The following is a 24,886-nucleotide window of genomic DNA, read 5'->3' as shown; positions in this document are numbered from 1 at the left end:
CAATTAAAATCGGGATGCTGTTTTGAACGGGGAATTGTAGCATTTTCTGATTTTATTGCCTATTAAAAATAAGAGAAATTTTCGTGATTTTATAGGGGAAAGATAGGGAAATTAGTGGGAAGAAAAAATAATTAAAATTCATACCGCCCTTTATTCGCTATTTTGAGCAAAAAGTGCGGTCATTTTTTCCAACTTTTTCATTCAAAAATCCAAGCAAAACAAAAGGGCATCTTTCGATGCCCTTTCTTAGCTTTTAGCTTTCTAGTGTTACCTAGCAATCATCATTATTTGATGATTTTCGCTACAACACCCGCACCTACTGTACGTCCACCTTCACGAATCGCAAAGCGTAAACCTTGGTCCATCGCGATTGGGTGAATTAAGCTTACTGTCATTTTGATGTTATCGCCTGGCATTACCATTTCCACGCCTTCTGGTAACTCGATTGTACCTGTTACGTCAGTTGTACGGAAATAGAATTGTGGACGGTAACCTTTGAAGAATGGAGTGTGACGACCACCTTCTTCTTTTGATAATACGTAAACTTCTGATTCGAAGTCTGTGTGTGGTGTAATTGAACCTGGTTTCGCTAATACCTGACCACGTTCGATTTCTTCACGTTTTGTACCACGTAATAATGCACCGATGTTTTCACCCGCACGACCTTCGTCAAGTAATTTACGGAACATTTCTACACCTGTTACGGTAGTTTTCGCAGTTTCTTTGATACCTACGATTTCTACTTCATCACCAGTGCGGATAATACCACGCTCAACACGGCCTGTTACTACAGTACCACGACCTGAGATTGAGAATACGTCTTCGATTGGTAATAAGAATGGTTGGTCAATCGCACGCTCTGGCTCTGGAATGTAAGTGTCTAAGTGGTTTGCTAACTCAAGGATTTTTTCTTCCCATGCTGCATCGCCTTCTAACGCTTTTAATGCTGAACCGCGTACGATTGGGGTATCATCACCTGGGAAATCATATTGAGAAAGAAGTTCACGCACTTCCATTTCTACTAATTCTAATAACTCTTCGTCATCTACCATATCGCATTTGTTTAAGAATACGATGATGTATGGTACACCTACTTGGCGTCCTAATAAGATGTGCTCACGAGTTTGTGGCATTGGGCCGTCTGTCGCTGCTACTACTAAGATTGCACCGTCCATTTGCGCCGCACCAGTAATCATGTTTTTAACATAGTCCGCGTGTCCCGGGCAGTCAACGTGTGCGTAGTGACGTGTTGGTGTATCGTATTCAACGTGTGAGGTGTTGATGGTGATACCACGCGCTTTTTCTTCTGGCGCGTTATCGATTTGGTCAAATGCGCGTGCGGCACCACCGTAGTGTTTCGCTAATACGCTGGTGATTGCTGCTGTTAAAGTTGTTTTACCATGGTCAACGTGGCCGATTGTACCCACGTTTACGTGCGGTTTTGTACGTTCAAATTTTTCTTTAGACATTGCTAATGTTTCCTTTAAGTGAAATTTCGTAGCACCTTGAGATGCTACGAAGTTTTATTGAATCAAAAATTATTTTTTACGTGCTTCAATTACTGCAGCTGCAACACTTGAAGGTGCTTCAGCATATTTCAATGGTTCCATTGAGTATGATGCACGACCTTGAGTTTGTGAACGAAGATCTGTTGCATAACCAAACATTTCAGAAAGTGGAACTTCTGCATTGATTTTAACAACAAATTCGCTTGCTTCTTGGCCATTTACCATAGCGCGACGACGGCTTAAATCACCAATTACATCACCCACATACTCTGGTGGAGTTTCAACTTCCACTTTCATAATTGGCTCAAGTAATACTGGGTTTGCTTTGCTAAACGCTGCTTTAAATGCTAATGATGCAGCAAGTTTAAACGCTAACTCAGATGAGTCCACATCGTGGTATGAACCGAAGTGTAAACGAACACCGATATCAACCACTGGGTAACCCGCTAATGGACCAGATTTAAGTTGCTCTTGGATACCTTTATCAACTGCAGGGATATATTCGCCAGGAATTACACCACCTTTGATTTCGTTGATAAATTCGTAACCTGGACCTTCTGGATCTAATGGATACAAGTCGATAACAACGTGACCATATTGACCGCGACCACCAGATTGTTTTGCGTGTTTACCTTCAACATCTTTCACCGCAGTACGGATAGTTTCACGGTAAGATACTTGTGGTTTACCGATATTCGCTTCCACTTTAAACTCACGTTTCATACGGTCAACGATGATGTCTAAGTGTAACTCACCCATACCTGAAATGATGGTTTCACCTGATTCTTCATCAGTGTGAACACGGAATGAAGGGTCTTCTTGTGCAAGACGGCCTAATGCCAAGCCCATTTTCTCTTGGTCTGCTTTGGTTTTTGGCTCTACCGCAACAGAGATTACTGGCTCAGGGAATTCCATACGCTCAAGGATAATTGGCGCATCGATAGCACATAATGTATCACCTGTACCAACATCTTTTAAGCCGATTGCCGCTGCGATGTCACCCGCACGAACTTCTTTGATCTCTTCACGTTTGTTTGCGTGCATTTGAACGATACGACCAAAACGCTCACGTTTTTCTTTTACAGAGTTTAATACTGTCGCACCAGACTCAACCACACCAGAATATACACGGAAGAAGGTTAAGTTACCTACGAATGGGTCAGTTGCAATTTTGAATGCAAGTGCAGAGAATGGTTCATTATCATCTGCGTGACGCTCACCTTCAGTTTCATCAGGATTGATCCCTTTGATTGAAGCGATGTCAGTTGGTGCTGGTAAGAAATCAATTACCGCATCAAGCATTGCTTGAACACCTTTGTTTTTGAATGCTGAGCCACAAGTTACAAGAATAATTTCAGTATCTAACGCACGTTGACGTAACGCACCTTTGATCTCTTCTTCAGTAAGCTCTTCACCACCAAGATATTTTTCCATTAACTCTTCTGAAGCTTCTGCTGCTGCTTCAACAAGGTTTTGGTGCCATTCTTCACATAATTCAACCATATCTGCAGGAATATCGTCATAGGTAAATGTCATACCTTGATCGGCTTCATTCCAGTTGATTGCTTTCATTTTGATTAGGTCAACAATACCTTTGAAGTTTTCTTCTGCACCGATTGGAAGTTGTAAAGGAACAGCATTACCACCTAAGCGAGTTTTGATTTGCTCAACAACGCGTAGGAAGTTTGCACCAGTACGGTCCATTTTGTTTACGAACGCGATACGAGGTACTTTATATTTGTTTGCTTGACGCCATACAGTTTCAGACTGAGGTTGAACCCCACCTACCGCACAGTAAACCATTACCGCACCATCAAGAACACGCATTGAACGTTCTACTTCGATAGTAAAGTCAACGTGTCCCGGAGTATCGATAACGTTGATACGGTGTTGTGGATATTGCTGAGACATACCAGACCAGAAAGCCGTTGTTGCCGCAGAAGTAATGGTAATACCACGCTCTTGTTCTTGTTCCATCCAGTCCATGGTAGCTGCACCATCATGCACCTCACCAATTTTGTGACTAACACCTGTATAGAATAGAATACGCTCTGTGGTTGTTGTTTTACCAGCATCAATGTGAGCACTAATACCGATATTACGATAGCGCTCAATAGGAGTTACACGAGCCATTATTATTTCCTTGTTTGGAATTCAATAAATTAAAATTTTAAATATGGATAAGGCTTCACCGCATAGCAAAATGTGATGAAGCCTAAAAATCGTTTGATTAACTGATTACCAACGGTAATGAGCAAACGCTTTGTTAGCTTCAGCCATACGGTGAACGTCTTCACGTTTTTTCACTGCTGCACCTTTGTTTTCTGATGCATCAGATAATTCATTTGCTAAACGTAAAGCCATTGATTTATCACCACGTTTACGTGCTGCTTCAACGATCCAACGCATACCTAATGCGTTACGACGAGCTGGACGCACTTCAACTGGCACTTGATAAGTAGAACCACCAACACGGCGAGATTTAACCTCAACGGTTGGACGTACGTTTTCTAGTGCGATTTCAAATGCTTCTAAAGCTTCTTTACCTGTACGTTGAGCTAAAGTTTCTAACGCACCATAAACGATTGATTCTGCGATAGATTTTTTACCATCTACCATTAATACATTAATAAATTTCGCAAGTAATTCTGATCCGAACTTTGGATCTGGAAGAATTTTGCGTGGTTCAATACGACGACGACGTGGCATTGCAATTTCTCCGTTTTTTAATCTTCAGGATTATCCAAAACTCTTTGTGTAAGAGATCTTACGTTTACTGGAGTTTATGATAATTATTTAATTTAATTAGCGTTTGGCCTTACTTAACGGAGAACCATTAAGCTTTAGGACGTTTAACGCCGTATTTAGAACGACCTTGTTTACGATCTTTAACGCCGGCACAGTCTAATGCACCACGCACAGTGTGATAACGCACACCTGGTAAATCTTTAACACGACCGCCACGGATAAGCACAACGCTGTGCTCTTGAAGGTTATGACCTTCACCGCCGATATAAGAAGTTACTTCGTAACCATTTGTTAAACGAATACGGCACACTTTACGTAATGCTGAGTTCGGTTTTTTAGGTGTAGTTGTGTACACACGAGTACACACGCCACGTTTCTGCGGGCAAGCCTCTAATGCAGGAACGTTGCTTTTTACAACCTTTTTCACACGCGGTTTGCGTACTAATTGGTTGATAGTTGCCATTAAAAAAGCTCCAGTTTAATAGTTGTTATTCATAAAAGAATGTTTACTTTTTGTTCTACCTTAGAATAGATAGACGCCGAATTTTAATCTTGAATAGCTATAATGTCAAGGTTTAGCAAAAATAAGCAGAAAAATAACCGCACTTTAGGATCTGATAGGATCCCAATAAACTGCAACTTTTCCAAATTGTAGAAATAATATTGCTTGAATTTCCCTTTCAGTTTTCCAAAAGATTGCATAGAATAAACTTTCTTTATCACATCACAAGGAAAACAAAATGACTAAAATTATTCATACAGAAAAAGCGCCCGCGGCCATTGGGCCTTATGTGCAAGCTGTGGATTTAGGCAATTTAGTGCTAACTTCTGGACAAATTCCTGTTAATCCTGCAACAGGTGAAGTGCCGGTGGATATTGTGGCGCAAGCACGCCAGTCTTTAGAGAATGTGAAAGCAATCATTGAACAAGCAGGCTTAAGCGTGGCAGATATTGTGAAAACGACGGTTTTTGTTAAAGATTTGAATGATTTCGCTACGGTAAATGCGGAATACGAACGTTTTTTTAAAGAAAATAATCACCCTAACTTTCCTGCCCGTTCTTGTGTAGAAGTAGCTCGATTGCCAAAAGATGTAGGCTTAGAAATTGAAGCCATTGCGGTAAGAAAATAATTCCCCATTCAACCAAAAGGGCAATACTATCATTGCCCTTTATTTTTCACTATTTCATTAGATAATAAACCAATGGCTACTTTTTAGAATCCGCCTTTAGCCCTTCAAAAAAAGGGATATATTTTAATAGAATTTCGTCTAATTCTTTAAGGCCTTGTTCATAATCAAAAGAATATTGCCACTTGTCTCCCATTGGAACTTCTTCAATATCTTGAAATTTGCGTTTTAAATAGGATAGTTTATCCATATCATCATCTATCTGTTGTTTGCTGAATGGAATGTTTTGTTTCTCAGCAAAGTCATTGTAATAACAGGAAAGATTGAGCAACATTCCCCAAGAATCGCCCGCTATTACCACCAATCGATGTTTTTCTCTGGTAAAATAATCTGCCCCGCTATCATAAACAGCACGCATCGGGTCATAAAAAAACTCACTATTTTTCATAACTACCTCATTTCTTTGCACAATAATTGCGATATAGCTGTTCAACGAACAAAGGGATTTTACGATCTATGGTTGAAATTGCAAATTTTTCTAAAAAAATTCCCGCACTTTATGCGGGAAATTCGTTAAATAATTCTTGAGAACTGTTGGCGTCTGGCTTGTTGTCTTGAGTAGGTATCAAAACATAAGCAAATATTGCGAATCAGCAAATGCCCAACAGGGGAAACCTGTAATCCTTTTTCGCCGATTTCAATTAAGCCATCTGCGGCAAGGGGTGCGAGTAATTCTAAATCTTCCGCAAAATGGGTTTTGAAATCAATGCCATATTGCTGTTCAAATGGGGCGTAATCCAGTTTGAAGTTGCAAATCAGCTGTTTGATAACATCACGGCGCAAGCAATCTTCTTGGCTCATTACAAAGCCCTTGTGAAGTGCGGTGCCTTTTTGCTCAATATCTGCGTAATAATGTTTTAGCTCTTTTTGATTTTGTGCGTAAGTGTCGCCCAACAGGCTAATTGCAGAAACACCAAGACCGAGCAAATCCGCATCTTCTTGCGTGGTGTAGCCTTGGAAATTGCGGTGTAGCACGCCATTTTGTTGCGCAATGGCTAGCTCATCATCAGGTTTCGCAAAGTGATCCATTCCAATGAAGCGGTAGCCTGCATCGCTTAAGGTTTCAATGGTTTTTTGCAAAATGGTGAGCTTGGTTTCAGGTGCAGGCAGCTGATCTTCTTTAATTTTTGCTTGCCCCGCAAAACGGCTTGGCAAATGGGCATAGTTAAACACGCTCAAACGATCAGGGTTTAATTCAATCACTTTTTGCAATGTGAACATAAAGCTTTCCACATTCTGCAATGGCAACCCATAAATCAAATCCAAATTGGTGGATTGAAATCCTAAGGCACGTGCGCGTTCTAGTAAGGCTTGAATGAAATCTTCATCTTGCTCACGGTTTACCGCTTTTTGCACTGCTTTATTGAAATCCTGCACGCCCATACTAATGCGGTTAAAGCCGATTTTACGCAGATGATCGAGGGTTTCCAGCTCAATTTTACGCGGATCCATTTCGATACTAATTTCGGCGTTATCGGCAAAATGAAAATGCTCACGCAACATTGCCATTAAACGGCTGGATTGTTGCTCGGTGAGATAGGTCGGTGTGCCGCCGCCCCAATGCACTTGGGTTACCTTGCGATTGCGGAAAAGTGCGGCGCGATTTTTGATTTCTTTTTCCAAATAATCAAGATAAATATCCGCTTTGTGCTGATGACGCGTAATAATTTTGTTACAGGCGCAGAAATAGCACAATTTATGGCAAAACGGGATATGCACATAAAGAGAAAGCGGACGGTCAGGGTAACGCGCTGCTGCCGCTTGGAAATCTTGTTCAGTATAATTTTCGTTAAATTCCAATGCCGTAGGATAAGAAGTATAACGCGGCCCAGAATAGTTATATTTTTGAATTAACGCGGAATCCCACATAGTTCCAGACATTAATTTCCCCCTAAAATTTTTCAATATCCAACAATAATTGATTTAATTCCAACAAAATTTTGCTTTCAAGCTCGGCTTCGGCGCTTTCACGAGTGAGATCTAAGCGCATACGCTCGTTCTTTTTTAATTCCTTACGCGCTTGATGCGTTGGCATTTCTTTCACCACATCATAAAGCTCAGCCAGCGCAGGATAAGTGGTGATTTTTAAGCCTAAGGGATCGAGCAACATTTTTAATCGAATTGCCCCTTCAGACAAATTGCAATCGCCATTTTGCATTGCTCGCGCGATAATCTCAATACTCTCTTTTAGGCGTTTTACACGCGCCAAGCGTGCATTTTCTAACGTCTGCTTTTGGTTTTTCAACGCACGCAATAATTTCACCGCATAAGCGGCCATTCCCACAATAATCAAAAGCCCGAGGGCAATTAAAAGATAAATCCACATAAATTATTTAAACTGATTAATATCAATGGTTTCAAAAGTGCGGTATAAATCTTCCGCATTTTCGTCTTCATCACGAATACCTAGTTCGTCCATTAGCTGTGCGATACGATCTAAACATTCGTCCACAAAGGCTTGATCTTTGGCATTTAAGGTTTTGCCTGCTTCAAGCTGATCTAATAAATCATTCAAACATTCATTATTTTCAAGCTGTTCAAGTTCCACCATTGGATCAAGCGCCTTTGTTTTTTCCACATCTGGTTTTTCCGCCGCCACAGGCGAAATGGTCATTCCTTTTTCCGGCTTATTGACAAACTCCACCACTAATGGAATTTTTTTGCGACTGCCCACGCGGGGATCTAACTTGGCATCTTGTTCAAGGGCTTTATTTTCTTCTTGGCGACTATGGCGAGAGCCAGCCACGAGGCCTTTGTGTTTTTTCTTTCTTTTTTCTTCACGCGCTTTGGCATCTAATTCATAACGTGTCAATTTACGCCCACGCCCAGTTGGGGCGCTTTGCGCAGGTTTATCCGCCTTGCGTGTTGGCATAATATCCGTAATACGGCGTGTTTTCTTTTGACGGGACATAATTTCTCTACTATTTGGTAAAAATGAATCGGGGAGAATTGTAGCATTAAATCACCAATTCTCCGCATTATTTCTGTGATTGGTTAGAACGAATTAAAACGGCACATCTGCCGTGAAATTCATTATTTCACCCGTTAAAGGGTGGCGAATTTGTAAGGATTGTGCGTGCAAACACAAACGTGGCGACATCGCTTTCGCTTGTGGGTGCGCATAAAACTTATCGCCTAAAATAGGGTGACCAAGGGCAAGCATATGTAGCCTTAATTGGTGTGAACGCCCTGTAATTGGGGTGAGTTTTACCCTTGTGCTGTTATTCGGCAGGCGTTCTAAAATTTCAAAATTTGTTACCGCACTTTTACCCAGTTCAAAACAAATTTTCTGTCTGGGACGATTTTCCCAATCGCAAATCAGCGGCAAATTCACCGTGCCGCTATCTTGCGCTAAATGCCCCCAAACAAGCGCCTGATAAGATTTCTTCGGCTCACGCTCACGAAACTGACGCTTGAGTTCTTTATCTGCCAGCTTGCTCATTGCAAACAGCAAAATCCCACTGGTTGCCATATCAAGACGGTGCGCCGGCTCGCAAAAGCCATATTTTTCTTTTACGCGCGACATTGCGCTGTCGTAATATTGCGGTTGGTTGCCCGGCACGGAAAGCAAACCGCTCGGCTTATTTACCAATAAAATATGGTTATCGTGATAGATCACATCTAACCAAGGTTCGCGTGGGGGATTGTAGTCAATTAATGCCATTATTTACTCTTATTGCTGATAATCACACGCAGGCTATCCAAGCGCCAAGTGGCTTTGTGCAAGTGTTGTAAAATTTGCTCGCGCTCGGCACTGAGTGCGTCAATTTCATCTTGGCGAATGGTTTTATTCACTTGTTTTAACGCCTGCAAGCGGGTTAATTCACTGTCCAAACGCTGCGCGGCTTGCTGCTCTGCTTGTTCAATTAATCTTTGCGCTTGTTCGCCAATTTGACGTTCACCTGCTTTTAATAATTGTTCAATATTGGCGCGCAACATTTTGATTACCTTGCTCGCCATTTGTTTTGCCATTGGTTTAAGCTGTTTTTGTAGCAGTTCAAAGCCCACTTTATCCGCCAAATTATGACCTTTGCCGTCAATTAATAAGCGCACTGGCGTTGGGGGTAAGAAACGAGTGAGCTGCAAACCGCGTGGTGCTTGGGCTTCCACAATGTAAATGAGTTCCAGCCACAGCGATCCCACAGGCAATTCATTATTGATTAACAATGATACGGCAGTTTTGCCAATCTCGCCATCAGTAATCAAATCAATGCCGTTGCGGATCATCGGGTGATCCCAAGTGAGAAACTCAACGTCTTCACGCGCCACGGCTAAATTGCGATCAAAGGTTACCGTTAAGCCTTCTTCTTTTAAGCCTGGGAAATCTGGCACCAGCATTGTGCCTGTGGGGTGAATAACAATACTCTTTTCGCCGAGATCTTCTTGCTCCACACCAATAATATCGAACAAATTCAAGGTGAAATTAATTAACTCGCTTGAACCATCTTGCCCGCCAATGGCTTCGGCCAAGGCTTGAGCTTGTTCACCACCGTTAGAATTAATTTCTAATAGGCGATCTCTACCTTGATCAAGCTGCACTTTTAAGGCATCACGCTCAGTTCGGGTGTGAGCGACAAATTCATCAAACGCCGCATTCTGTTCATTATGCTGTAAAAAATCTTGCAATTTTGCACCGCACTTTTCAAACAAGGTTGCGCCCATCGGGCAAGTTTCTTCAAATGCGTTTAGCCCTTGATGATACCATTTTGCCAGCAGAACTTGCGGACTATCCGCAAAACAAGGGGCGTAAATTTCAATGTCTTGCGTTTGCCCAATGCGATCTAAGCGTCCAATGCACTGTTCCAATAAATCAGGATTATCAGGCAAGTTAAACAGCACCAAATGATGGGCAAACTGGAAATTTCGCCCTTCTGAACCAATGCTGGACGTGAGCAACACCTGCGCGCCCTCTTCCTGTTGAGCAAAGTAGGCCGCGGCTTTATCCCGTTCCACAATGGACATATTTTGATGGAACACAGCGCTGCGAATGGCTTCTTTTTCGCGTAAGGCTTTCTCTAGCTGAATGGCGGTTTTGGCTTGATGACAAATCACCAACACTTTTTCTTCGCGGTGAGATTGTAAGAAGTCGATCAGCCATTCCACACGCGGATCAAAATCCCACCACGCGGCATCAGGGTTCATTTTCTGGAAGATCTGCTCGGGGTAAAATAAATCGCTGGTTTTCACTTCGCCAAGCATTTTCAGCACGCCAATCGCATTGCGATATTGCTTTGGCATTAGCAAGGTGATTTCGTGATAATGACGCAGCGGGAAGCCTTTCACGCCTTGGCGGGTATTACGAAATAACACACGACTGGTGCCGTGGCGATCGAGCAGATTTTCCACTAAGGTTTCACGCGCTTGCGCTTTTTTCTCGCTATGATGAAGATCCTCTAATAATCCGCTAATATCTTGATCAGACAACAATTCCGCTAAATGTTTTTCTTCTTGCGTGCTTAATGGCTGCTCGCTCAACAATCCGTTCACGGCTTCAGCCACTGGTTGATAATGCTGCTGTTCTTGCACAAAAGCGCTGTAATTATAAAAACGATCGGGATCGAGCAATTTTAAGCGTGCGAAATGGCTTTCTTGCCCTAATTGTTCAGGGGTTGCCGTCAGCAATAACACGGCAGGAATATGGCTCGCCAACTGCTCGACAATTTGATAAGCCAAACTTGGCGCTTGTTCCGACCATTCAAGATGATGCGCTTCATCGACAATCAATAAATCAAATTCCGCATTCATCAGCTGTTCAGCGCGTTTAGGCTTTTGCACCAGCCAATCTAGGGCGCAAATAATTAAGGATTCTGTTTTAAACGGATTGGCTGCCACGCCACCGTCAAGGCCATCAAAATCAGCGCAACGTTCTTCATCAAAAAGGGAAAAATGTAAATTAAAGCGGCGTAGCATTTCCACAAGCCATTGATGTTGCAAGGTTTCAGGCACGATAATAAGCACGCGATCGACCTTTTCGGCAAACAGCTGTTGCTGCAAGATCATTCCTGCTTCAATGGTTTTGCCCAGCCCCACTTCGTCAGCTAACAACACTCGCGGCGCAATGCGTTGCCCCACTTCTTTGGCAATATGCAATTGATGGGGAATTAACCCACCGCGAATGCCGCGTAATCCACGCAATGGTGATTGATACTGCGCTTGGCATTGTTGTAAGGCGCGATAACGCAGCACGAATTGACTTGCGCGATCGATCTGCCCCGCGAATAAACGCTCTTGCGGCTTACTAAAGGCAATTTGTGCACTGAGATCGGCTTCTTGCAATAGGGTTTCTTGCCCATCTTCTTTTTGTACCAAATAGAACGCCAGCCCATTATGATCTAACACTTCAAGCACCTTGCCCTGCCAGCCCTCTTTGTGACGAATTTCATCACCCACTTGAAAAACCACGCGCACTAATGGGGCATTATCTAAAGCATAAATACGAATTTCTTCGGCGGCAGGAAAGTTTAGCGTCACCGTACGGTGATTGACTTCTGCAACCACGCCCAAGCCAAGATCATTTTCACTTTCACTAATCCAACGCTGACCAACTATAAAGGACATAAAATTTACTCTTATTATTGTTATAGCTAAATGGCGTATGCTGATAACAAGCCATTTAACGAAGATTTTATTACGAAAAAGGGCGGCTATTTTAACGATCTTACAGTGAAAAAGAAATGAAAATATATACAACAAAAACACAACATCAATCACAGAATAAAAAGAAAAATGTAGCCTATCCTTGACTTTTAAAAAGTGCGGTGCAAAAATCGCAAGGTTTTTATTTCACTTATTAAGGATAATGCTATGCGTTTTTCTCAAACTCTTAAAAATGAATTTTTTGGTGGCTGGAAACCTTTTGAAGTTGTCTGGCTTTTCTTATTTATTGCTGCACAGCTTTACGCCTATGCACAATCGCCCGTGTCTTGGCTCGAGGCGCTCGCAGGGATTTCAGGTATCTTATGCGTGGTGTTTGTGGGCAAAGGAAAAATCAGTAACTATTTCTTCGGTTTGATTTTTGCTTATAGCTATTTCTATGTGTCGTTAGACAACAAGTTTTATGGCGAAATGACCACGACCCTTTATGTTTATATTCCTGCGCAATTTATCGGTTATTTCTTATGGAAAGAAAATATGCGTAACAGCGCAGAACAAAGCGAAACGGTAATCGCTAAATTCCTGACGGTAAAAGGCTGGGTCACCCTAATCAGCCTTGTGGTACTGGGTTCTATTGCCTTTATCAGCATTTTAAAAACGACAGACGGCAATTCCATTGGCTTAGATGGCGTCACCACGGTGCTGGTTATTGCCGCACAATTATTGATGATTTTGCGTTATAGCGAACAGTGGATCTTATGGATTATCATCAATATCCTTTCTATCATTCTCTGGGCTGACACCCCAGCAATGTATTTAATGTTCGGCGCTTATTTGCTTAACTCCTTATACGGCTATTACAACTGGTCGAAGTTAGCGAAAAATTCGTAAAAAATAGACCGCACTTTGAACTGTTAATCTAACTTAAAAGGACTGAATTCTGCATTGCACAGGTTCAGTCCTTTTTCTCTATATACTAAAAATTCAAACATTTTCACCGCACTTTAAAATTTAATCCAGCCCTCCAGACTATATCTACTGGCTAATAAAATTTTCTTTAGGAAAAGCAAGCCCATACTCGCTACACTGCCTTTAGGCGTTACTTTTCTAAAAATTTTATTGAAATGAAGGCAATTTACACGGGGTTAAATGATTGTGAGATTCCCAATTCTAAAAGGCTCAAGGAATAAATTCATTGCTTTGCTCAACACGTTAATAATAACGCGAATAGATGAGATGTTAGATGGGTAAAAGTGCGGTGGTTTTTTATCAGATTTTTTGATGGTTATGTGTTGTGGATAGATTTAGTCTATTCTAGCCTGGTAAGATTTTAATGAGCGATTTCGATGATTACCAAAAAATAAGTGAAGAGGAAGCCATGCAATTTATAAAATCAACTAAATCATAATAACAAAAACAAAAAAACGCCACTGAGTTTCCTCAATGGCGTTCTTCTTTTATTCAAAACCTGGCGGTGTCCTACTCTCACATGGGGATTCCCCACACTACCATCGGCGTTACAGCGTTTCACTTCTAAGTTCGGCATGGAATTAGGTGGGTCCACTGCACTAACGCCGCCAAGATAATTCTTTCTATTCTTTACTTTATTTATCTTAGTCGATAACTTCGCTTATTTCTATCCCATTATCCGACTAACTGTCTTTATTCTTACTCTTTCTTTCCAATCAAAAACAAGCCAAAACCCTTGAGTGTTGTATAGTTAAGCCTCTCGGGCAATTAGTACTGGTTAGCTCAACGGCTCACACCGCTTACACACCCAGCCTATCTACGTCTTAGTCTCAAACAACCCTTACAGTCTTATAGACTGGGAGAACTCATCTCAAGGCAAGTTTCGTGCTTAGATGCTTTCAGCACTTATCTCTTCCGCATTTAGCTACCCAGCTGTGCCTCTGGCGAGACAACTGGTACACCAGTGATGCGTCCACTCCGGTCCTCTCGTACTAGGAGCAGCCCCTCTCAATTCTCCAACGCCCACGGCAGATAGGGACCGAACTGTCTCACGACGTTCTAAACCCAGCTCGCGTACCACTTTAAATGGCGAACAGCCATACCCTTGGGACCTACTTCAGCCCCAGGATGTGATGAGCCGACATCGAGGTGCCAAACACCGCCGTCGATATGAACTCTTGGGCGGTATCAGCCTGTTATCCCCGGAGTACCTTTTATCCGTTGAGCGATGGCCCTTCCATTCAGAACCACCGGATCACTATGACCTGCTTTCGCACCTGCTCGACTTGTCTGTCTCGCAGTTAAGCTTGCTTATACCATTGCACTAACCTGACGATGTCCGACCGTCATTAGCAAACCTTCGTGCTCCTCCGTTACGCTTTGGGAGGAGACCGCCCCAGTCAAACTACCCACCAGACACTGTCCGAACACCCGTTTCAGGCGCTTCGTTAGAACATCAAACGTTAAAGGGTGGTATTTCAACAACGACTCCACGATAACTGGCGTTACCGCTTCATAGTCTCCCACCTATCCTACACATCAAAATTCAAGGTTCAGTGTCAAGCTATAGTAAAGGTTCACGGGGTCTTTCCGTCTAGCCGCGGGTACACCGCATCTTCACGGCGATTTCAATTTCACTGAGTCTCGGGTGGAGACAGCCTGGCCATCATTATGCCATTCGTGCAGGTCGGAACTTACCCGACAAGGAATTTCGCTACCTTAGGACCGTTATAGTTACGGCCGCCGTTTACTGGGGCTTCGATCAGGAGCTTCTCTTTCGATTACACCATCAATTAACCTTCCAGCACCGGGCAGGCATCACACCCTATACGTCCACTTTCGTGTTTGCAGAGTGCTGTGTTTTTAATAAACAGTTGCAGCCAGCTGGTATCTTCGACTGGTTCATGCTCCATCCGTAAAGAACTTCACACTACGCCAGCGCACCTTCTCCCGAAGTTACGGTGCTATTTTGCCTAGTTCCTTCACCCGAGTTCTCTCAAGCGCCTGAGTATTCTCTACCTGACCACCTGTGTCGGTTTTCAGTACGGTTTAGATAAACCTGAAGCTTAGTGGCTTTTCCTGGAAGTGTGGTATCAATTACTTCAGCACCTTAGTGCCTCGTCATCATCTCTCAGTGTTAACGGTGAGCCGGATTTGCCTAACTCACCCACCTACCAACTTAAACGACCATTTCCAACAGGTCGATAACCTAACCTTCTCCGTCCCCACATCGCAGTTTATCCAAGTACGGGAATATTAACCCGTTTCCCATCGACTACGCTTTTCAGCCTCGCCTTAGGGGCCGACTCACCCTGCCCCGATTAACGTTGGACAGGAACCCTTGGTCTTCCGGCGAACGGGTTTTTCACCCGTTTTATCGTTACTTATGTCAGCATTCGCACTTGTGATACGTCCAGCAAACCTCTCAATTCACCTTCTTCCGCTTACACAACGCTCCCCTACCCAACAGGCGTATCACTAATATCCCTCTTCGATTCTTTGCCATTACACTCAACGTGTTTTTCGCTTTACCCACTTGCTTCGCAAGTGGTTAATCGTTAAGGCGTATTAGTGATACGCCTGATGCCGCAGCTTCGGTACTATATTTTAGCCCCGTTACATCTTCCGCGCAGGCCGACTCGACTAGTGAGCTATTACGCTTTCTTTAAATGATGGCTGCTTCTAAGCCAACATCCTAGCTGTCTAAGCCTTCCCACTTCGTTTCCCACTTAATATAGATTTTGGGACCTTAGCTGGCGGTCTGGGTTGTTTCCCTCTCCACGACGGACGTTAGCACCCGCCGTGTGTCTCCTGAGTATCACTCTTCGGTATTCGGAGTTTGCATCGGTTTGGTAACCCGGGATGGGCCCCTAGCCGAAACAGTGCTCTACCCCCAAAGGTGTCCGCTCAAGGCTCTACCTAAATAGATTTCGGGGAGAACCAGCTATCTCCCGGTTTGATTGGCCTTTCACCCCCAGCCACAGGTCATCCGCTAATTTTTCAACATTAGTCGGTTCGGTCCTCCAGTTAGTGTTACCCAACCTTCAACCTGCCCATGGCTAGATCACCGGGTTTCGGGTCTATACCTTGCAACTCAACGCCCAGTTAAGACTCGGTTTCCCTTCGGCTCCCTTATTCAGTTAACCTCGCTACAAAATATAAGTCGCTGACCCATTATACAAAAGGTACGCAGTCACCCCATCACTCAATCACACTGCTATTTTTGGGTTTGACTCGCTTCGCTAGTCGTACCCTACACTTTAAAGTGCGGTGTTATTTTTGGTGCTTTTTGCCTCTTCCACCACTCAATGTGTTTGAGTGATGGGGCTCCCACTGCTTGTACGTACAGGGTTTCAGGTTCTATTTCACTCCCCTCACCGGGGTTCTTTTCGCCTTTCCTTCACAGTACTGGTTCACTATCGGTCAATCAGGAGTATTTAGCCTTGGAGGATGGTCCCCCCATCTTCAAACAGGATTCCTCGTGTCCCGCCCTACTTCTCGTAAGCTTAGTACCACAGCCTGGATTTTAAGTACGGGGCTATCACCCTGTGTCGCTTGCCTTCCCAGACAATTCCTCTATCTCTGCTGCTATTACTTACTGGCTCCTCCGCTTTCGCTCGCCGCTACTCACAGAATCTCGGTTGATTTCTTTTCCTCGGGGTACTTAGATGTTTCAGTTCTCCCGGTTCGCCTTACGAGGCTATTTTATTCACCTCGCAATGATAGGCTCTTCGCCTATCGGGTTTCCCCATTCGGACATCGTGGGTTAAACGCTTCTTATCAACTCACCCACGCTTTTCGCAGATTAGCACGTCCTTCATCGCCTCTGATTGCCAAGGCATCCGCCCTGTACGCTTTCTCACTTAACTATACAACCTCAAGGATTTTATTCTTTCCCTGAAGTGTCTTCATTCTCGTTGAGAACGCTTACTTGCTTTTGTTCAAGTAAGTCTTTTACTCAGACTTTTTCAATTTAATCAAAAAGCAGTTTTTATCCCGCTTCCTCATTAGCTTGAAAGTCTCTTCAGTTTTTCAGCTTGTTTTTACATTGTTAAAGAGCAAATCGCGAAAAATTCGCTTTCTATGGCGTCCCCTAGGGGATTCGAACCCCTGTTACCGCCGTGAAAGGGCGATGTCCTAGGCCTCTAGACGAAGGGGACAACATAGAAAGCGTCTCTCTGCTTTACTAAAGTGCGGTGTGATTTTAAGCCATTTTCTCATATCGCTAGTTTCTTCAACACCATCACCATTCCTTTCTTTGCTTCTTATTGTCTAACAACCATCATGACAATCTGTGTGAGCACTCATCTATTCTATTAGGTAAGGAGGTGATCCAACCGCAGGTTCCCCTACGGTTACCTTGTTACGACTTCACCCCAGTCATGAATCATACCGTGGTAAACGCCCCCCTTGCGGTTAAGCTATCTACTTCTGGTACAACCCACTCCCATGGTGTGACGGGCGGTGTGTACAAGGCCCGGGAACGTATTCACCGCGACATTCTGATTCGCGATTACTAGCGATTCCGACTTCATGGAGTCGAGTTGCAGACTCCAATCCGGACTTAGATGCACTTTCTGAGATTCGCTCACCCTCGCAGGCTCGCTTCCCTCTGTATGCACCATTGTAGCACGTGTGTAGCCCTACTCGTAAGGGCCATGATGACTTGACGTCATCCCCACCTTCCTCCAGTTTATCACTGGCAGTCTCCTTTGAGTTCCCACCCGAAGTGCTGGCAACAAAGGATAAGGGTTGCGCTCGTTGCGGGACTTAACCCAACATTTCACAACACGAGCTGACGACAGCCATGCAGCACCTGTCTCTAAGCTCCCGAAGGCACTCCCGTATCTCTACAGGATTCTTAGGATGTCAAGAGTAGGTAAGGTTCTTCGCGTTGCATCGAATTAAACCACATGCTCCACCGCTTGTGCGGGCCCCCGTCAATTCATTTGAGTTTTAACCTTGCGGCCGTACTCCCCAGGCGGTCGATTTATCACGTTAGCTACGGGCACCAAGCCTAAAGCCCAATCCCCAAATCGACAGCGTTTACAGCGTGGACTACCAGGGTATCTAATCCTGTTTGCTCCCCACGCTTTCGCACATGAGCGTCAGTATCTCCCCAAGGGGCTGCCTTCGCCTTCGGTATTCCTCCACATCTCTACGCATTTCACCGCTACACGTGGAATTCTACCCCTCCCTAAAGTACTCTAGTAACCCAGTCTGAAATGCTATTCCCAAGTTAAGCTCGGGGCTTTCACATCTCACTTAAGTCACCGCCTGCGTGCCCTTTACGCCCAGTTATTCCGATTAACGCTCGCACCCTCCGTATTACCGCGGCTGCTGGCACGGAGTTAGCCGGTGCTTCTTCTGTGGCTAACGTCAAATCAGAACGCTATTAACGCTCCAACCTTCCTCACCACCGAAAGAACTTTACAACCCGAAGGCCTTCTTCATTCACGCGGCATGGCTGCGTCAGGGTTCCCCCCATTGCGCAATATTCCCCACTGCTGCCTCCCGTAGGAGTCTGGGCCGTGTCTCAGTCCCAGTGTGGCTGGCCATCCTCTCAGACCAGCTAGAGATCGCAGGCTTGGTAGGCCTTTACCCCACCAACTACCTAATCCCACTTGGGCTCATCTTATGGCAGGTGGCTAAACGTCCCACCCTTTAATCTTTCGATACTATGCGGTATTAGCCATCGTTTCCAATGGTTATCCCCCTCCATAAGCCAGATTCCCAAGCATTACTCACCCGTCCGCCACTCGTCAGCGTCGAAAGCAAGCTTTCAACCCGTTACCGTTCGACTTGCATGTGTTAAGCCTGCCGCCAGCGTTCAATCTGAGCCATGATCAAACTCTTCAGTTTAATCTTTCTCAATTCGTACACTAACAAAGCTCTGTGATTTCATTTATAAAATCACTATGAATTTCAGTTAAGCACTAATTGTTTCTAAATCTTTTAAATTTTTTCCAGAATCAACAAGTGCCCACACAGATTGTCTGATTGATTGTTAAAGAGCAAAAAACAACGACGCGATGTGTATTTTCATTTTTCTACAACGTCGCGTCGTTGTGTGCGGTGTATTATAGGCATCTGAAAAATCTTTGCAACCCTTTTTTTGCAAAAAATTTCAATTTTTTTAGCATTTGACTAAAAACCTATCAACACGCCTATTTTACTGCCAAAAACTAGCTATTTTTTAATCTTACAATTGATCTATCAATTTCCTTCTGAGATATTTCACGCATTCCCTCAACCTTCAAGGCTTTATTTAACCTAACGATAGCATTCTCCCTTTCTTTATCAGTAAGCAACAGTACATTTTTATTTAACAAGGCGGCTGTGAGATTCCAAAAGAACTCCAAATTTACAGAAGCTTCGCTCTTACGCAGTTCAACATAGCACACCTCAGCACCAAATCTAATCAATGTATCTACATTAAGCACATTGATTTTATAAAGAAGTTTTTCGTGTTTAATGGAAAGGTTTGGCAATTCTTTGATACGAGTTTTCTTCCGTAATTGCGACTCCTTCAACTTATCTGCAACTTGTTTAATAGAAAAAAGCACTAAAAAGCGATATTCAATTTTATTCTCAAGAACCGATTCAGGTAAGCGATAATACTGAGAAATCTTAAGATCAGGATTTTCTGCGTCAACCACATAAGGCACTGCCCCCAGTTTTATTAAATGTTCAGCCAAAGAATCTACTGCTCTTAAATAAAAACGTGAATTTTGATATATACCAAACATAATGTTTTTATAAAAAAGACCATAGCCAGTAAACAGGCTTTTAGCTCTCACCTCCCCGATTAGTGCCGCAAGTTCTCTTCTGATTTCTAAAGTAGCGTCATATGTGATACTCATACAAATCTCCTTATGGTTTCCTTAGTCACAAAAAATAACGAGATGCTTTAACGATTCCGTGTAAAGATTTTATATCACACTCCATCTGAAATATTGATAAGAATTTACGACTAATTTTAGTTTCTGTGATTTAGATCGTAAAAAGAAATTATTTTCCCTTCAAAATTGATTAATTGCCTATGAAATATGGCAAACTGTAAGAATTTCACCGCTAAAAATGGCGGGTAATTTTTCTACTTTAATAAAAAGTACAGTAAAAACTACCGCACTTTGGTCTGATCGCCAAAAGTTAACAAAGCCTTATCTAAGCAAGCTTTTAGCACAGTACCAATTATCCACAACGACCAAGGTTGTCTTTATCAAGTGTCTGTATGACCCGCATAAGTATTCGCTATTATAACGACAGATTAAACCCGCATTAAATAACTTGAGCTCTGCGCAATACAGAACTCAATATTTAACTTCCTAGATGTATAGGATTTAGGGTGCAAATCACTTTTGTAAAAACAATCACCGCCTATCACCTCAATTTCTGATATGATAGACAAACCTTAATTAACAGTAAGAAAAAATGCGAATTCCCAGAATTTATCATCCTATTTCTCTACGCGATAGTACGCAATGTGAGTTAACAGAAGAAGCGGCGAATCACGTTGGGCGGGTGTTGCGGATGCAAGTAGGCGATCACCTTGAATTATTTGATGGCAGTAACCATATTTACCCTTCGGTGATTACACAAGTGAGCAAAAAAGCGGTGGGCGTGGAGATTTTAGATCGTCAGTTTGATGATCGGGAAAGTCCGCTGCACATTCATCTTGGGCAGGTGATGTCCCGTGGTGAGAAAATGGAATTTACTATTCAAAAATCCGTGGAGCTTGGGGTAAAGGTGATCACGCCGTTGTGGTCGGAACGCTGTGGGGTAAAGCTCGATGCGGAACGTATGGCGAAAAAAATTCAGCAATGGCAGAAAATTGCGATTTCCGCTTGTGAGCAGTGCGGGCGAAATGTGATCCCAGAAATCCGTCCAATGATGAAATTAGAAGAATGGTGTGCAGAGCAAGACGGTATGTTAAAGCTGAATTTGCACCCACGCGCGAAATATTCCATTCGCACCTTGCCCACAATGCCGCCTGAAGGGGTGCGCTTACTCATTGGTTCAGAAGGTGGCTTGTCGCCGCAGGAAATTGCGCAAACGGAGCAACAAGGTTTCACCGAAGTGTTGCTTGGCAAACGTGTGTTACGCACAGAAACAGCGGCGTTAAGCGCAATCACCGCATTACAGGTTTGTTTTGGGGATTTAGCCTAACCCCTTGAATTTAGGAAAGAAAATATGCAATTACAAAACCATTTTTTAATCGCAATGCCCCATTTGGAAGACGATCATTTTTATCGTTCCGTGGTGTATATTTGCGAGCATAGCGAGCAAGGCGCAATGGGATTGGTGCTAACTCAGCCTACCGATCTGAGCATTGCGGAACTCTCACTGAAAATGAATTTTATGATGGCGGATAATCGCCGTTATCCCAATCAATTGGTGCTAGCCGGTGGCCCAACACACTTAGAACGTGGCTTTATTCTGCATACAGATAATCAAGAACGTTTTATGACCAGTACAAAAGTGGCGGATAACCTATGGCTGACGGTTTCGCCTGATGTCATCGAAACCTTTGGTACGCCAATTCAACCCGAAAAATATCTTGTTGCCCTTGGTTGTGCAAGCTGGTCAGCGAAACAATTAGAAACAGAAATTGCTTACAATGACTGGCTGGTTGTGCCTGCTAATGAACATATTTTGTTTGATGTGCCACCTCTTGAACGCTGGGCAGCGGCAAATCAATTATTAGGCATCGAACAGCACAATTTTACCCATCAAGTAGGGCATAGTTAATGAGCATCACCGCCCTTGCGTTTGATTTCGGTACGAAAAGTATTGGCTGTGCCGTAGGGCAAAGTATCACTGGCTCTGCCCAGCCTTTGCCTGCGTTTAAAGCACAAGACGGCATTCCAAATTGGGTGGCTATCGAAAAATGCCTAACGGAATGGAAGCCTAACATTGTGGTGGTCGGCTTACCCTTAAATATGGACGGCACAGAACAGCCGCTCACCCAACGCGCCAGAAAATTCGCCAATCGCTTACACGGACGATTTGGCGTAACTGTAACCTTACAAGACGAACGCCTTACCACCACGGAAGCGCGTGCCGAGATTTTCCAACGTGGTGGCTTTAAAGCGCTTGAAAAAGGCAAGGTGGACAGCATTTCTGCCTGCATTATTTTAGAAAGTTGGTTTGAAAATCCAACACAAGCGCTTGAGAAATAAAAAGTGCGGTATAAATTTGGTGAATTTTTTACCGCACTTTTTCATTTATCGTATTTTCTTTAGCTCATACAAATAGGCCAGCGCCTGTTTTGGACTCATTTCATCAGGATCAAGATTTTCAATCATCTGCCATAGCGCATCTTTCTGCTCGTTTTCTTCCATTAACAACAGCTCGCCTTGCCCCTGTTGTTGCACGGCTTCCGAATTTAACTGATTATTTTGTTGGGAGAATTTTTCTAACTGCGCCAGTTTTTGTTTAGCGAGTTTAATCACCGATTGCGGAACGCCAGCCAGTGCAGCCACTGCCAAGCCGTAACTTTTACTTGCCGCGCCTTCTTGCACCGCGTGCATAAAGGCGATGGTGTCGTTGTGTTCCACCGCATCTAAATGCACGTTGGCAATGCCCTTTAACTGCTCAGGCAAAACAGTCAGCTCAAAATAATGCGTGGCAAATAAGGTAAGTGCGCGTACTTTTTGCGCAAGCCATTCTGCACAAGCCCAAGCAAGGGAAAGCCCGTCATAGGTGGACGTGCCGCGCCCAATTTCATCGATAAGCACTAAACTGTTTGCGGTGGCTTGATGCAAAATATTCGCCATTTCTGTCATTTCTACCATAAAGGTTGAACGCCCTGAAGCCAGATCATCTGATGCACCAATACGCGTGAAAATGCGATCGATCGGGCCGATCATAGCACTTTCTGCTGGCACAAAAGATCCTATATAGGCCATTAGCGTGATCAATGCAGTTTGACGCATATAGGTGCTTTTTCCCCCCATATTCGGGCCGGTTATAATTAATAAATGGCGATCGGCACTTAATTTCACTGGATTAGCAATAAACGGGTTTTTGGACACCTGTTCCACCACAGGGTGGCGGCCGTTTTGAATATCTACGCCAATTTCATCGCTAAAGGTTGGCGCAACATAGTTTAGGGTTTCTGCCCGTTCCGCCAAGTTGGTTAGCACATCTAATTCTGCCAAAGCAAGGCTTGCCAGCTGTAATGCGCCTAAGTACGGTAATAATTCATCGAAAATTTCTTCATAAAGTTGCTTTTCCAGCGCTAACGCCGCACCTTTGGCTTTCAGCACTTTATCTTCATAGGTTTTTAATTCAGGAATAATGTAACGTTCCGCATTTTTTAGGGTTTGGCGGCGAACATAATGAATAGGCGCTTTGTGCGCTTGCCCTTGTGGGATCTGAATATAATAGCCGTGTACCGCATTAAAGCCAATTTTCAGGCTATCAATGCCTGTGGTTTCTCTCTCTCGTTGCTCTAGCTCTTCCAAATAACGGGTTGCGCCGTCTGAAAGGGAGCGCCATTCATCAAGTTCTGCGTTAAAGCCTTCTGCAATCACGCCACCATCACGAATCAACAAAGGGGGATTTTCAATAATCGCTCGTTCTAATAGATCTAACTGTGCTGAAAAATCGGCAATTTGTTGAGAAAATGCAGAAAATTGCGGGCAATGTTGTTGATTAAGATAATGTTGAATCGCAGGAATTTGTGCGAGCGCGGTGCGTAAACGGGTGAGATCCCGTGGACGCGCTGAACGTAATGCCACGCGCGCTAAAATGCGCTCCATATCCCCCACTTGTTGCAAGTGCGGTTGAAATTCTGCCACTAAATCCTGCTGCAAAATTTGACTAATGGTTTGTTGGCGTAAGGTTAATTTTTCACGATCGCGAATCGGTTGGTGAATCCAACGTTTCAGCAAACGGCTCCCCATTGGAGTAACGCATTTATCCAACACGGAAGCAAGGGTATGCTCTGTGCCACCTGCTAAATTTTGGGTGAGTTCTAAATTTCGTCTTGTGGCAGCATCTAATTGAATATTCTCATTATTTTGTACCAAGCTGATGCTTTGAATATGGGGCAACGCGGTGCGCTGAGTTTCCTTGGCGTATTGTAATAAACAGCCTGCGGCGCAAAGCCCAAGCGGGGATTTTTCTACCCCAAAGGCGCGCAAATCTTGCGTACCAAATTGACGATTAAGCTGCTCAATGGCGGTTTTTAATTCAAATTCCCAAATGGGACGGCGGCGTAAGCCCTTTGCATTTTCAATTAAATAACGATCTTCAAAATCTTCACAATAAAGCAATTCCACAGGCTGAATACGCTGTAATTCCGCCTGTAAACTCTCTTTACTGGCTGGCTCACTCAACTGAAAACGCCCCGATGCCATATCTAAAGTTGCCAAGCCAAATTTGTCTTTTTCCTGATAAACAGCGGCAATCAAATTATCCTGACGTTCAGGCAACAAGGCTTCATCACTGATTGTTCCGGGGGTAACAATGCGCACAATCTGGCGTTCCACCGGCCCTTTTGCCGTGGCAGGATCGCCCACTTGCTCGCAAATCGCCACACTTTCGCCAAGCTGAACTAATTTTGCTAAATAGCCCTCCACCGCGTGATAGGGTACGCCTGCCATAGGAATAGGCTGCCCTGCCGACTGGCCACGTTTAGTCAAGGAAATATCCAACAATGCCGCCGCTTTTTTTGCATCATCATAAAATAATTCATAAAAATCCCCCATTCGATAAAACAGCAAAATCTCTGGATTTTCTGCTTTCAATCGAAGGTACTGCTGCATCATTGGAGTATGTTGGCTATTTTTATCGTCTAAATTCATTATCTTGCCTAAATTAATCTTGAATACTGCCTATCTTACTCGTATTTTTACGAAACAAAAATAGCGT

At 43.6% G+C, this 24,886-nt stretch carries 17 protein-coding genes, 1 tRNA gene and 3 rRNA genes; 5 read left to right on the top strand and 16 right to left on the bottom strand.

The window, feature by feature from the left end:
• Positions 1-284: 284 nt before the first annotated feature.
• The 4 genes from tuf to rpsL form a co-directional block, all read right to left on the bottom strand.
• Positions 285-1,469, bottom strand: coding sequence for an elongation factor Tu (tuf, locus tag DYC50_RS02110; protein ID WP_115248696.1), 1,185 nt, complete (start codon positions 1,467-1,469; stop codon positions 285-287).
• Positions 1,470-1,538: 69 nt separating this feature from the next.
• Positions 1,539-3,641 (bottom strand): elongation factor G, encoded by a 2,103-nt coding sequence (gene fusA, locus DYC50_RS02105; protein ID WP_115248805.1) that lies wholly within the window; start codon positions 3,639-3,641, stop codon positions 1,539-1,541.
• A gap of 105 nt (positions 3,642-3,746) precedes the next feature.
• On the bottom strand, positions 3,747-4,217 hold the full coding sequence (rpsG, locus tag DYC50_RS02100) for a 30S ribosomal protein S7 (RefSeq protein WP_103853509.1): 471 nt from the start codon (positions 4,215-4,217) through the stop codon (positions 3,747-3,749).
• A gap of 127 nt (positions 4,218-4,344) precedes the next feature.
• Positions 4,345-4,719, bottom strand: coding sequence for a 30S ribosomal protein S12 (gene rpsL / locus DYC50_RS02095; RefSeq protein WP_013745731.1), 375 nt, complete (start codon positions 4,717-4,719; stop codon positions 4,345-4,347).
• A 277-nt stretch (positions 4,720-4,996) separates the two neighbouring features.
• On the opposite strand from rpsL, the gene DYC50_RS02090 reads away from it, so the two are divergent.
• Positions 4,997-5,386, top strand: coding sequence for a RidA family protein (locus DYC50_RS02090; RefSeq protein ID WP_046097851.1), 390 nt, complete (start codon positions 4,997-4,999; stop codon positions 5,384-5,386).
• A 76-nt stretch (positions 5,387-5,462) separates the two neighbouring features.
• On the opposite strand, the gene DYC50_RS02085 is transcribed toward DYC50_RS02090, so the two are convergent.
• From DYC50_RS02085 to rapA, 6 genes are all read right to left on the bottom strand, one after another.
• Positions 5,463-5,831: a hypothetical protein gene (locus DYC50_RS02085; protein WP_115248804.1), complete on the bottom strand. Its 369-nt coding sequence runs from the start codon at positions 5,829-5,831 to the stop codon at positions 5,463-5,465.
• Between the two features lie 125 nt (positions 5,832-5,956).
• Positions 5,957-7,324 carry an oxygen-independent coproporphyrinogen III oxidase gene (gene hemN, locus DYC50_RS02080; protein WP_103853681.1) on the bottom strand — a complete coding sequence of 456 codons (1,368 nt, stop codon included), beginning with the start codon at positions 7,322-7,324 and terminating at the stop codon, positions 5,957-5,959.
• Positions 7,325-7,334: 10 nt separating this feature from the next.
• Positions 7,335-7,769, bottom strand: coding sequence for a DUF2489 domain-containing protein (locus DYC50_RS02075; protein WP_115248803.1), 435 nt, complete (start codon positions 7,767-7,769; stop codon positions 7,335-7,337).
• Positions 7,770-7,772: 3 nt separating this feature from the next.
• Positions 7,773-8,354 carry a Der GTPase-activating protein YihI gene (gene yihI, locus DYC50_RS02070; RefSeq protein ID WP_115248802.1) on the bottom strand — a complete coding sequence of 194 codons (582 nt, stop codon included), beginning with the start codon at positions 8,352-8,354 and terminating at the stop codon, positions 7,773-7,775.
• A 93-nt stretch (positions 8,355-8,447) separates the two neighbouring features.
• Positions 8,448-9,107: a bifunctional tRNA pseudouridine(32) synthase/23S rRNA pseudouridine(746) synthase RluA gene (gene rluA / locus DYC50_RS02065; protein WP_103853678.1), complete on the bottom strand. Its 660-nt coding sequence runs from the start codon at positions 9,105-9,107 to the stop codon at positions 8,448-8,450.
• Positions 9,107-12,001, bottom strand: a complete 2,895-nt coding sequence (rapA, locus tag DYC50_RS02060) for an RNA polymerase-associated protein RapA (protein WP_115248801.1) — start codon at positions 11,999-12,001, stop codon at positions 9,107-9,109. Before rapA ends, rluA begins: the two co-directional genes overlap by 1 nt.
• A 246-nt stretch (positions 12,002-12,247) precedes the next feature.
• Between rapA and pnuC the strand changes: the two genes are divergently transcribed.
• Entirely contained in the window at positions 12,248-12,928 is a 681-nt protein-coding gene (pnuC, locus tag DYC50_RS02055; protein ID WP_115248800.1) for a nicotinamide riboside transporter PnuC, read from the top strand.
• 575 nt (positions 12,929-13,503) lie between these two features.
• Here the strand turns inward: pnuC and rrf are convergent.
• The 5 genes from rrf to DYC50_RS02030 all read right to left on the bottom strand — a co-directional run bounded on the left by rrf (position 13,504) and on the right by DYC50_RS02030 (position 19,869).
• Positions 13,504-13,619 (bottom strand): 5S ribosomal RNA (gene rrf, locus DYC50_RS02050).
• Positions 13,620-13,753: 134 nt separating this feature from the next.
• Positions 13,754-16,875: ribosomal RNA gene (locus DYC50_RS02045) — 23S ribosomal RNA — on the bottom strand.
• Positions 16,876-17,090: 215 nt separating this feature from the next.
• Positions 17,091-17,166, bottom strand: a tRNA-Glu gene (locus DYC50_RS02040).
• Positions 17,167-17,327: 161 nt separating this feature from the next.
• Positions 17,328-18,868 (bottom strand): 16S ribosomal RNA (locus tag DYC50_RS02035).
• Together the 16S, 23S and 5S rRNA genes with 1 tRNA gene alongside form the textbook arrangement of a ribosomal RNA operon.
• Positions 18,869-19,191: 323 nt before the next feature.
• Positions 19,192-19,869 (bottom strand): TfoX/Sxy family DNA transformation protein, encoded by a 678-nt coding sequence (locus tag DYC50_RS02030; RefSeq protein ID WP_115248799.1) that lies wholly within the window; start codon positions 19,867-19,869, stop codon positions 19,192-19,194.
• A 571-nt stretch (positions 19,870-20,440) separates the two neighbouring features.
• Between DYC50_RS02030 and rsmE the strand changes: the two genes are divergently transcribed.
• From rsmE to ruvX, 3 genes are read left to right on the top strand one after another with little or no spacing between them, the layout of a single operon-like run.
• Positions 20,441-21,175 (top strand): 16S rRNA (uracil(1498)-N(3))-methyltransferase, encoded by a 735-nt coding sequence (rsmE, locus tag DYC50_RS02025; protein WP_115248798.1) that lies wholly within the window; start codon positions 20,441-20,443, stop codon positions 21,173-21,175.
• 24 nt (positions 21,176-21,199) lie between these two features.
• Entirely contained in the window at positions 21,200-21,757 is a 558-nt protein-coding gene (locus DYC50_RS02020) for a YqgE/AlgH family protein (RefSeq protein WP_115248797.1), read from the top strand.
• Complete coding sequence (gene ruvX, locus DYC50_RS02015) at positions 21,757-22,188, top strand: Holliday junction resolvase RuvX (RefSeq protein ID WP_115248796.1); 432 nt, start codon at positions 21,757-21,759, stop codon at positions 22,186-22,188. The genes DYC50_RS02020 and ruvX overlap by 1 nt, the downstream gene beginning before the upstream one ends.
• A 45-nt stretch (positions 22,189-22,233) precedes the next feature.
• Here the strand turns inward: ruvX and mutS are convergent, their stop codons facing one another.
• Positions 22,234-24,819, bottom strand: a complete 2,586-nt coding sequence (gene mutS, locus DYC50_RS02010) for a DNA mismatch repair protein MutS (protein WP_115248795.1) — start codon at positions 24,817-24,819, stop codon at positions 22,234-22,236.
• Positions 24,820-24,886 lie beyond the last annotated feature (67 nt).

The sequence above is a fragment of the Avibacterium avium genome (genome assembly GCF_900454535.1).
GTDB classification, from domain to species: Bacteria; Pseudomonadota; Gammaproteobacteria; order Enterobacterales; family Pasteurellaceae; genus Avibacterium; species Avibacterium avium.
Note: the sequence above shows the minus strand (reverse complement) of the source record. Positions and strands in the feature narration are given on the sequence as shown.

What these genes read in the sequence shown, in the direction of transcription:
- DYC50_RS02075 (WP_115248803.1), bottom strand. Translation starts at nt 7,769, where the DNA reads ATGTGGATTTATCTTTTAATTGCCCTCGGGCTTTTGATTATTGTGGGA.
- rpsL (WP_013745731.1), bottom strand. Translation starts at nt 4,719, where the DNA reads ATGGCAACTATCAACCAATTAGTACGCAAACCGCGTGTGAAAAAGGTT.
- pnuC (WP_115248800.1), top strand. Translation starts at nt 12,248, where the DNA reads ATGCGTTTTTCTCAAACTCTTAAAAATGAATTTTTTGGTGGCTGGAAA.
- yihI (WP_115248802.1), bottom strand. Translation starts at nt 8,354, where the DNA reads ATGTCCCGTCAAAAGAAAACACGCCGTATTACGGATATTATGCCAACA.
- ruvX (WP_115248796.1), top strand. Translation starts at nt 21,757, where the DNA reads ATGAGCATCACCGCCCTTGCGTTTGATTTCGGTACGAAAAGTATTGGC.
- rluA (WP_103853678.1), bottom strand. Translation starts at nt 9,107, where the DNA reads ATGGCATTAATTGACTACAATCCCCCACGCGAACCTTGGTTAGATGTG.
- mutS (WP_115248795.1), bottom strand. Translation starts at nt 24,819, where the DNA reads ATGAATTTAGACGATAAAAATAGCCAACATACTCCAATGATGCAGCAG.
- tuf (WP_115248696.1), bottom strand. Translation starts at nt 1,469, where the DNA reads ATGTCTAAAGAAAAATTTGAACGTACAAAACCGCACGTAAACGTGGGT.
- rsmE (WP_115248798.1), top strand. Translation starts at nt 20,441, where the DNA reads ATGCGAATTCCCAGAATTTATCATCCTATTTCTCTACGCGATAGTACG.
- DYC50_RS02085 (WP_115248804.1), bottom strand. Translation starts at nt 5,831, where the DNA reads ATGAAAAATAGTGAGTTTTTTTATGACCCGATGCGTGCTGTTTATGAT.
- fusA (WP_115248805.1), bottom strand. Translation starts at nt 3,641, where the DNA reads ATGGCTCGTGTAACTCCTATTGAGCGCTATCGTAATATCGGTATTAGT.
- DYC50_RS02020 (WP_115248797.1), top strand. Translation starts at nt 21,200, where the DNA reads ATGCAATTACAAAACCATTTTTTAATCGCAATGCCCCATTTGGAAGAC.
- rapA (WP_115248801.1), bottom strand. Translation starts at nt 12,001, where the DNA reads ATGTCCTTTATAGTTGGTCAGCGTTGGATTAGTGAAAGTGAAAATGAT.
- DYC50_RS02030 (WP_115248799.1), bottom strand. Translation starts at nt 19,869, where the DNA reads ATGAGTATCACATATGACGCTACTTTAGAAATCAGAAGAGAACTTGCG.
- rpsG (WP_103853509.1), bottom strand. Translation starts at nt 4,217, where the DNA reads ATGCCACGTCGTCGTCGTATTGAACCACGCAAAATTCTTCCAGATCCA.
- DYC50_RS02090 (WP_046097851.1), top strand. Translation starts at nt 4,997, where the DNA reads ATGACTAAAATTATTCATACAGAAAAAGCGCCCGCGGCCATTGGGCCT.
- hemN (WP_103853681.1), bottom strand. Translation starts at nt 7,324, where the DNA reads ATGTCTGGAACTATGTGGGATTCCGCGTTAATTCAAAAATATAACTAT.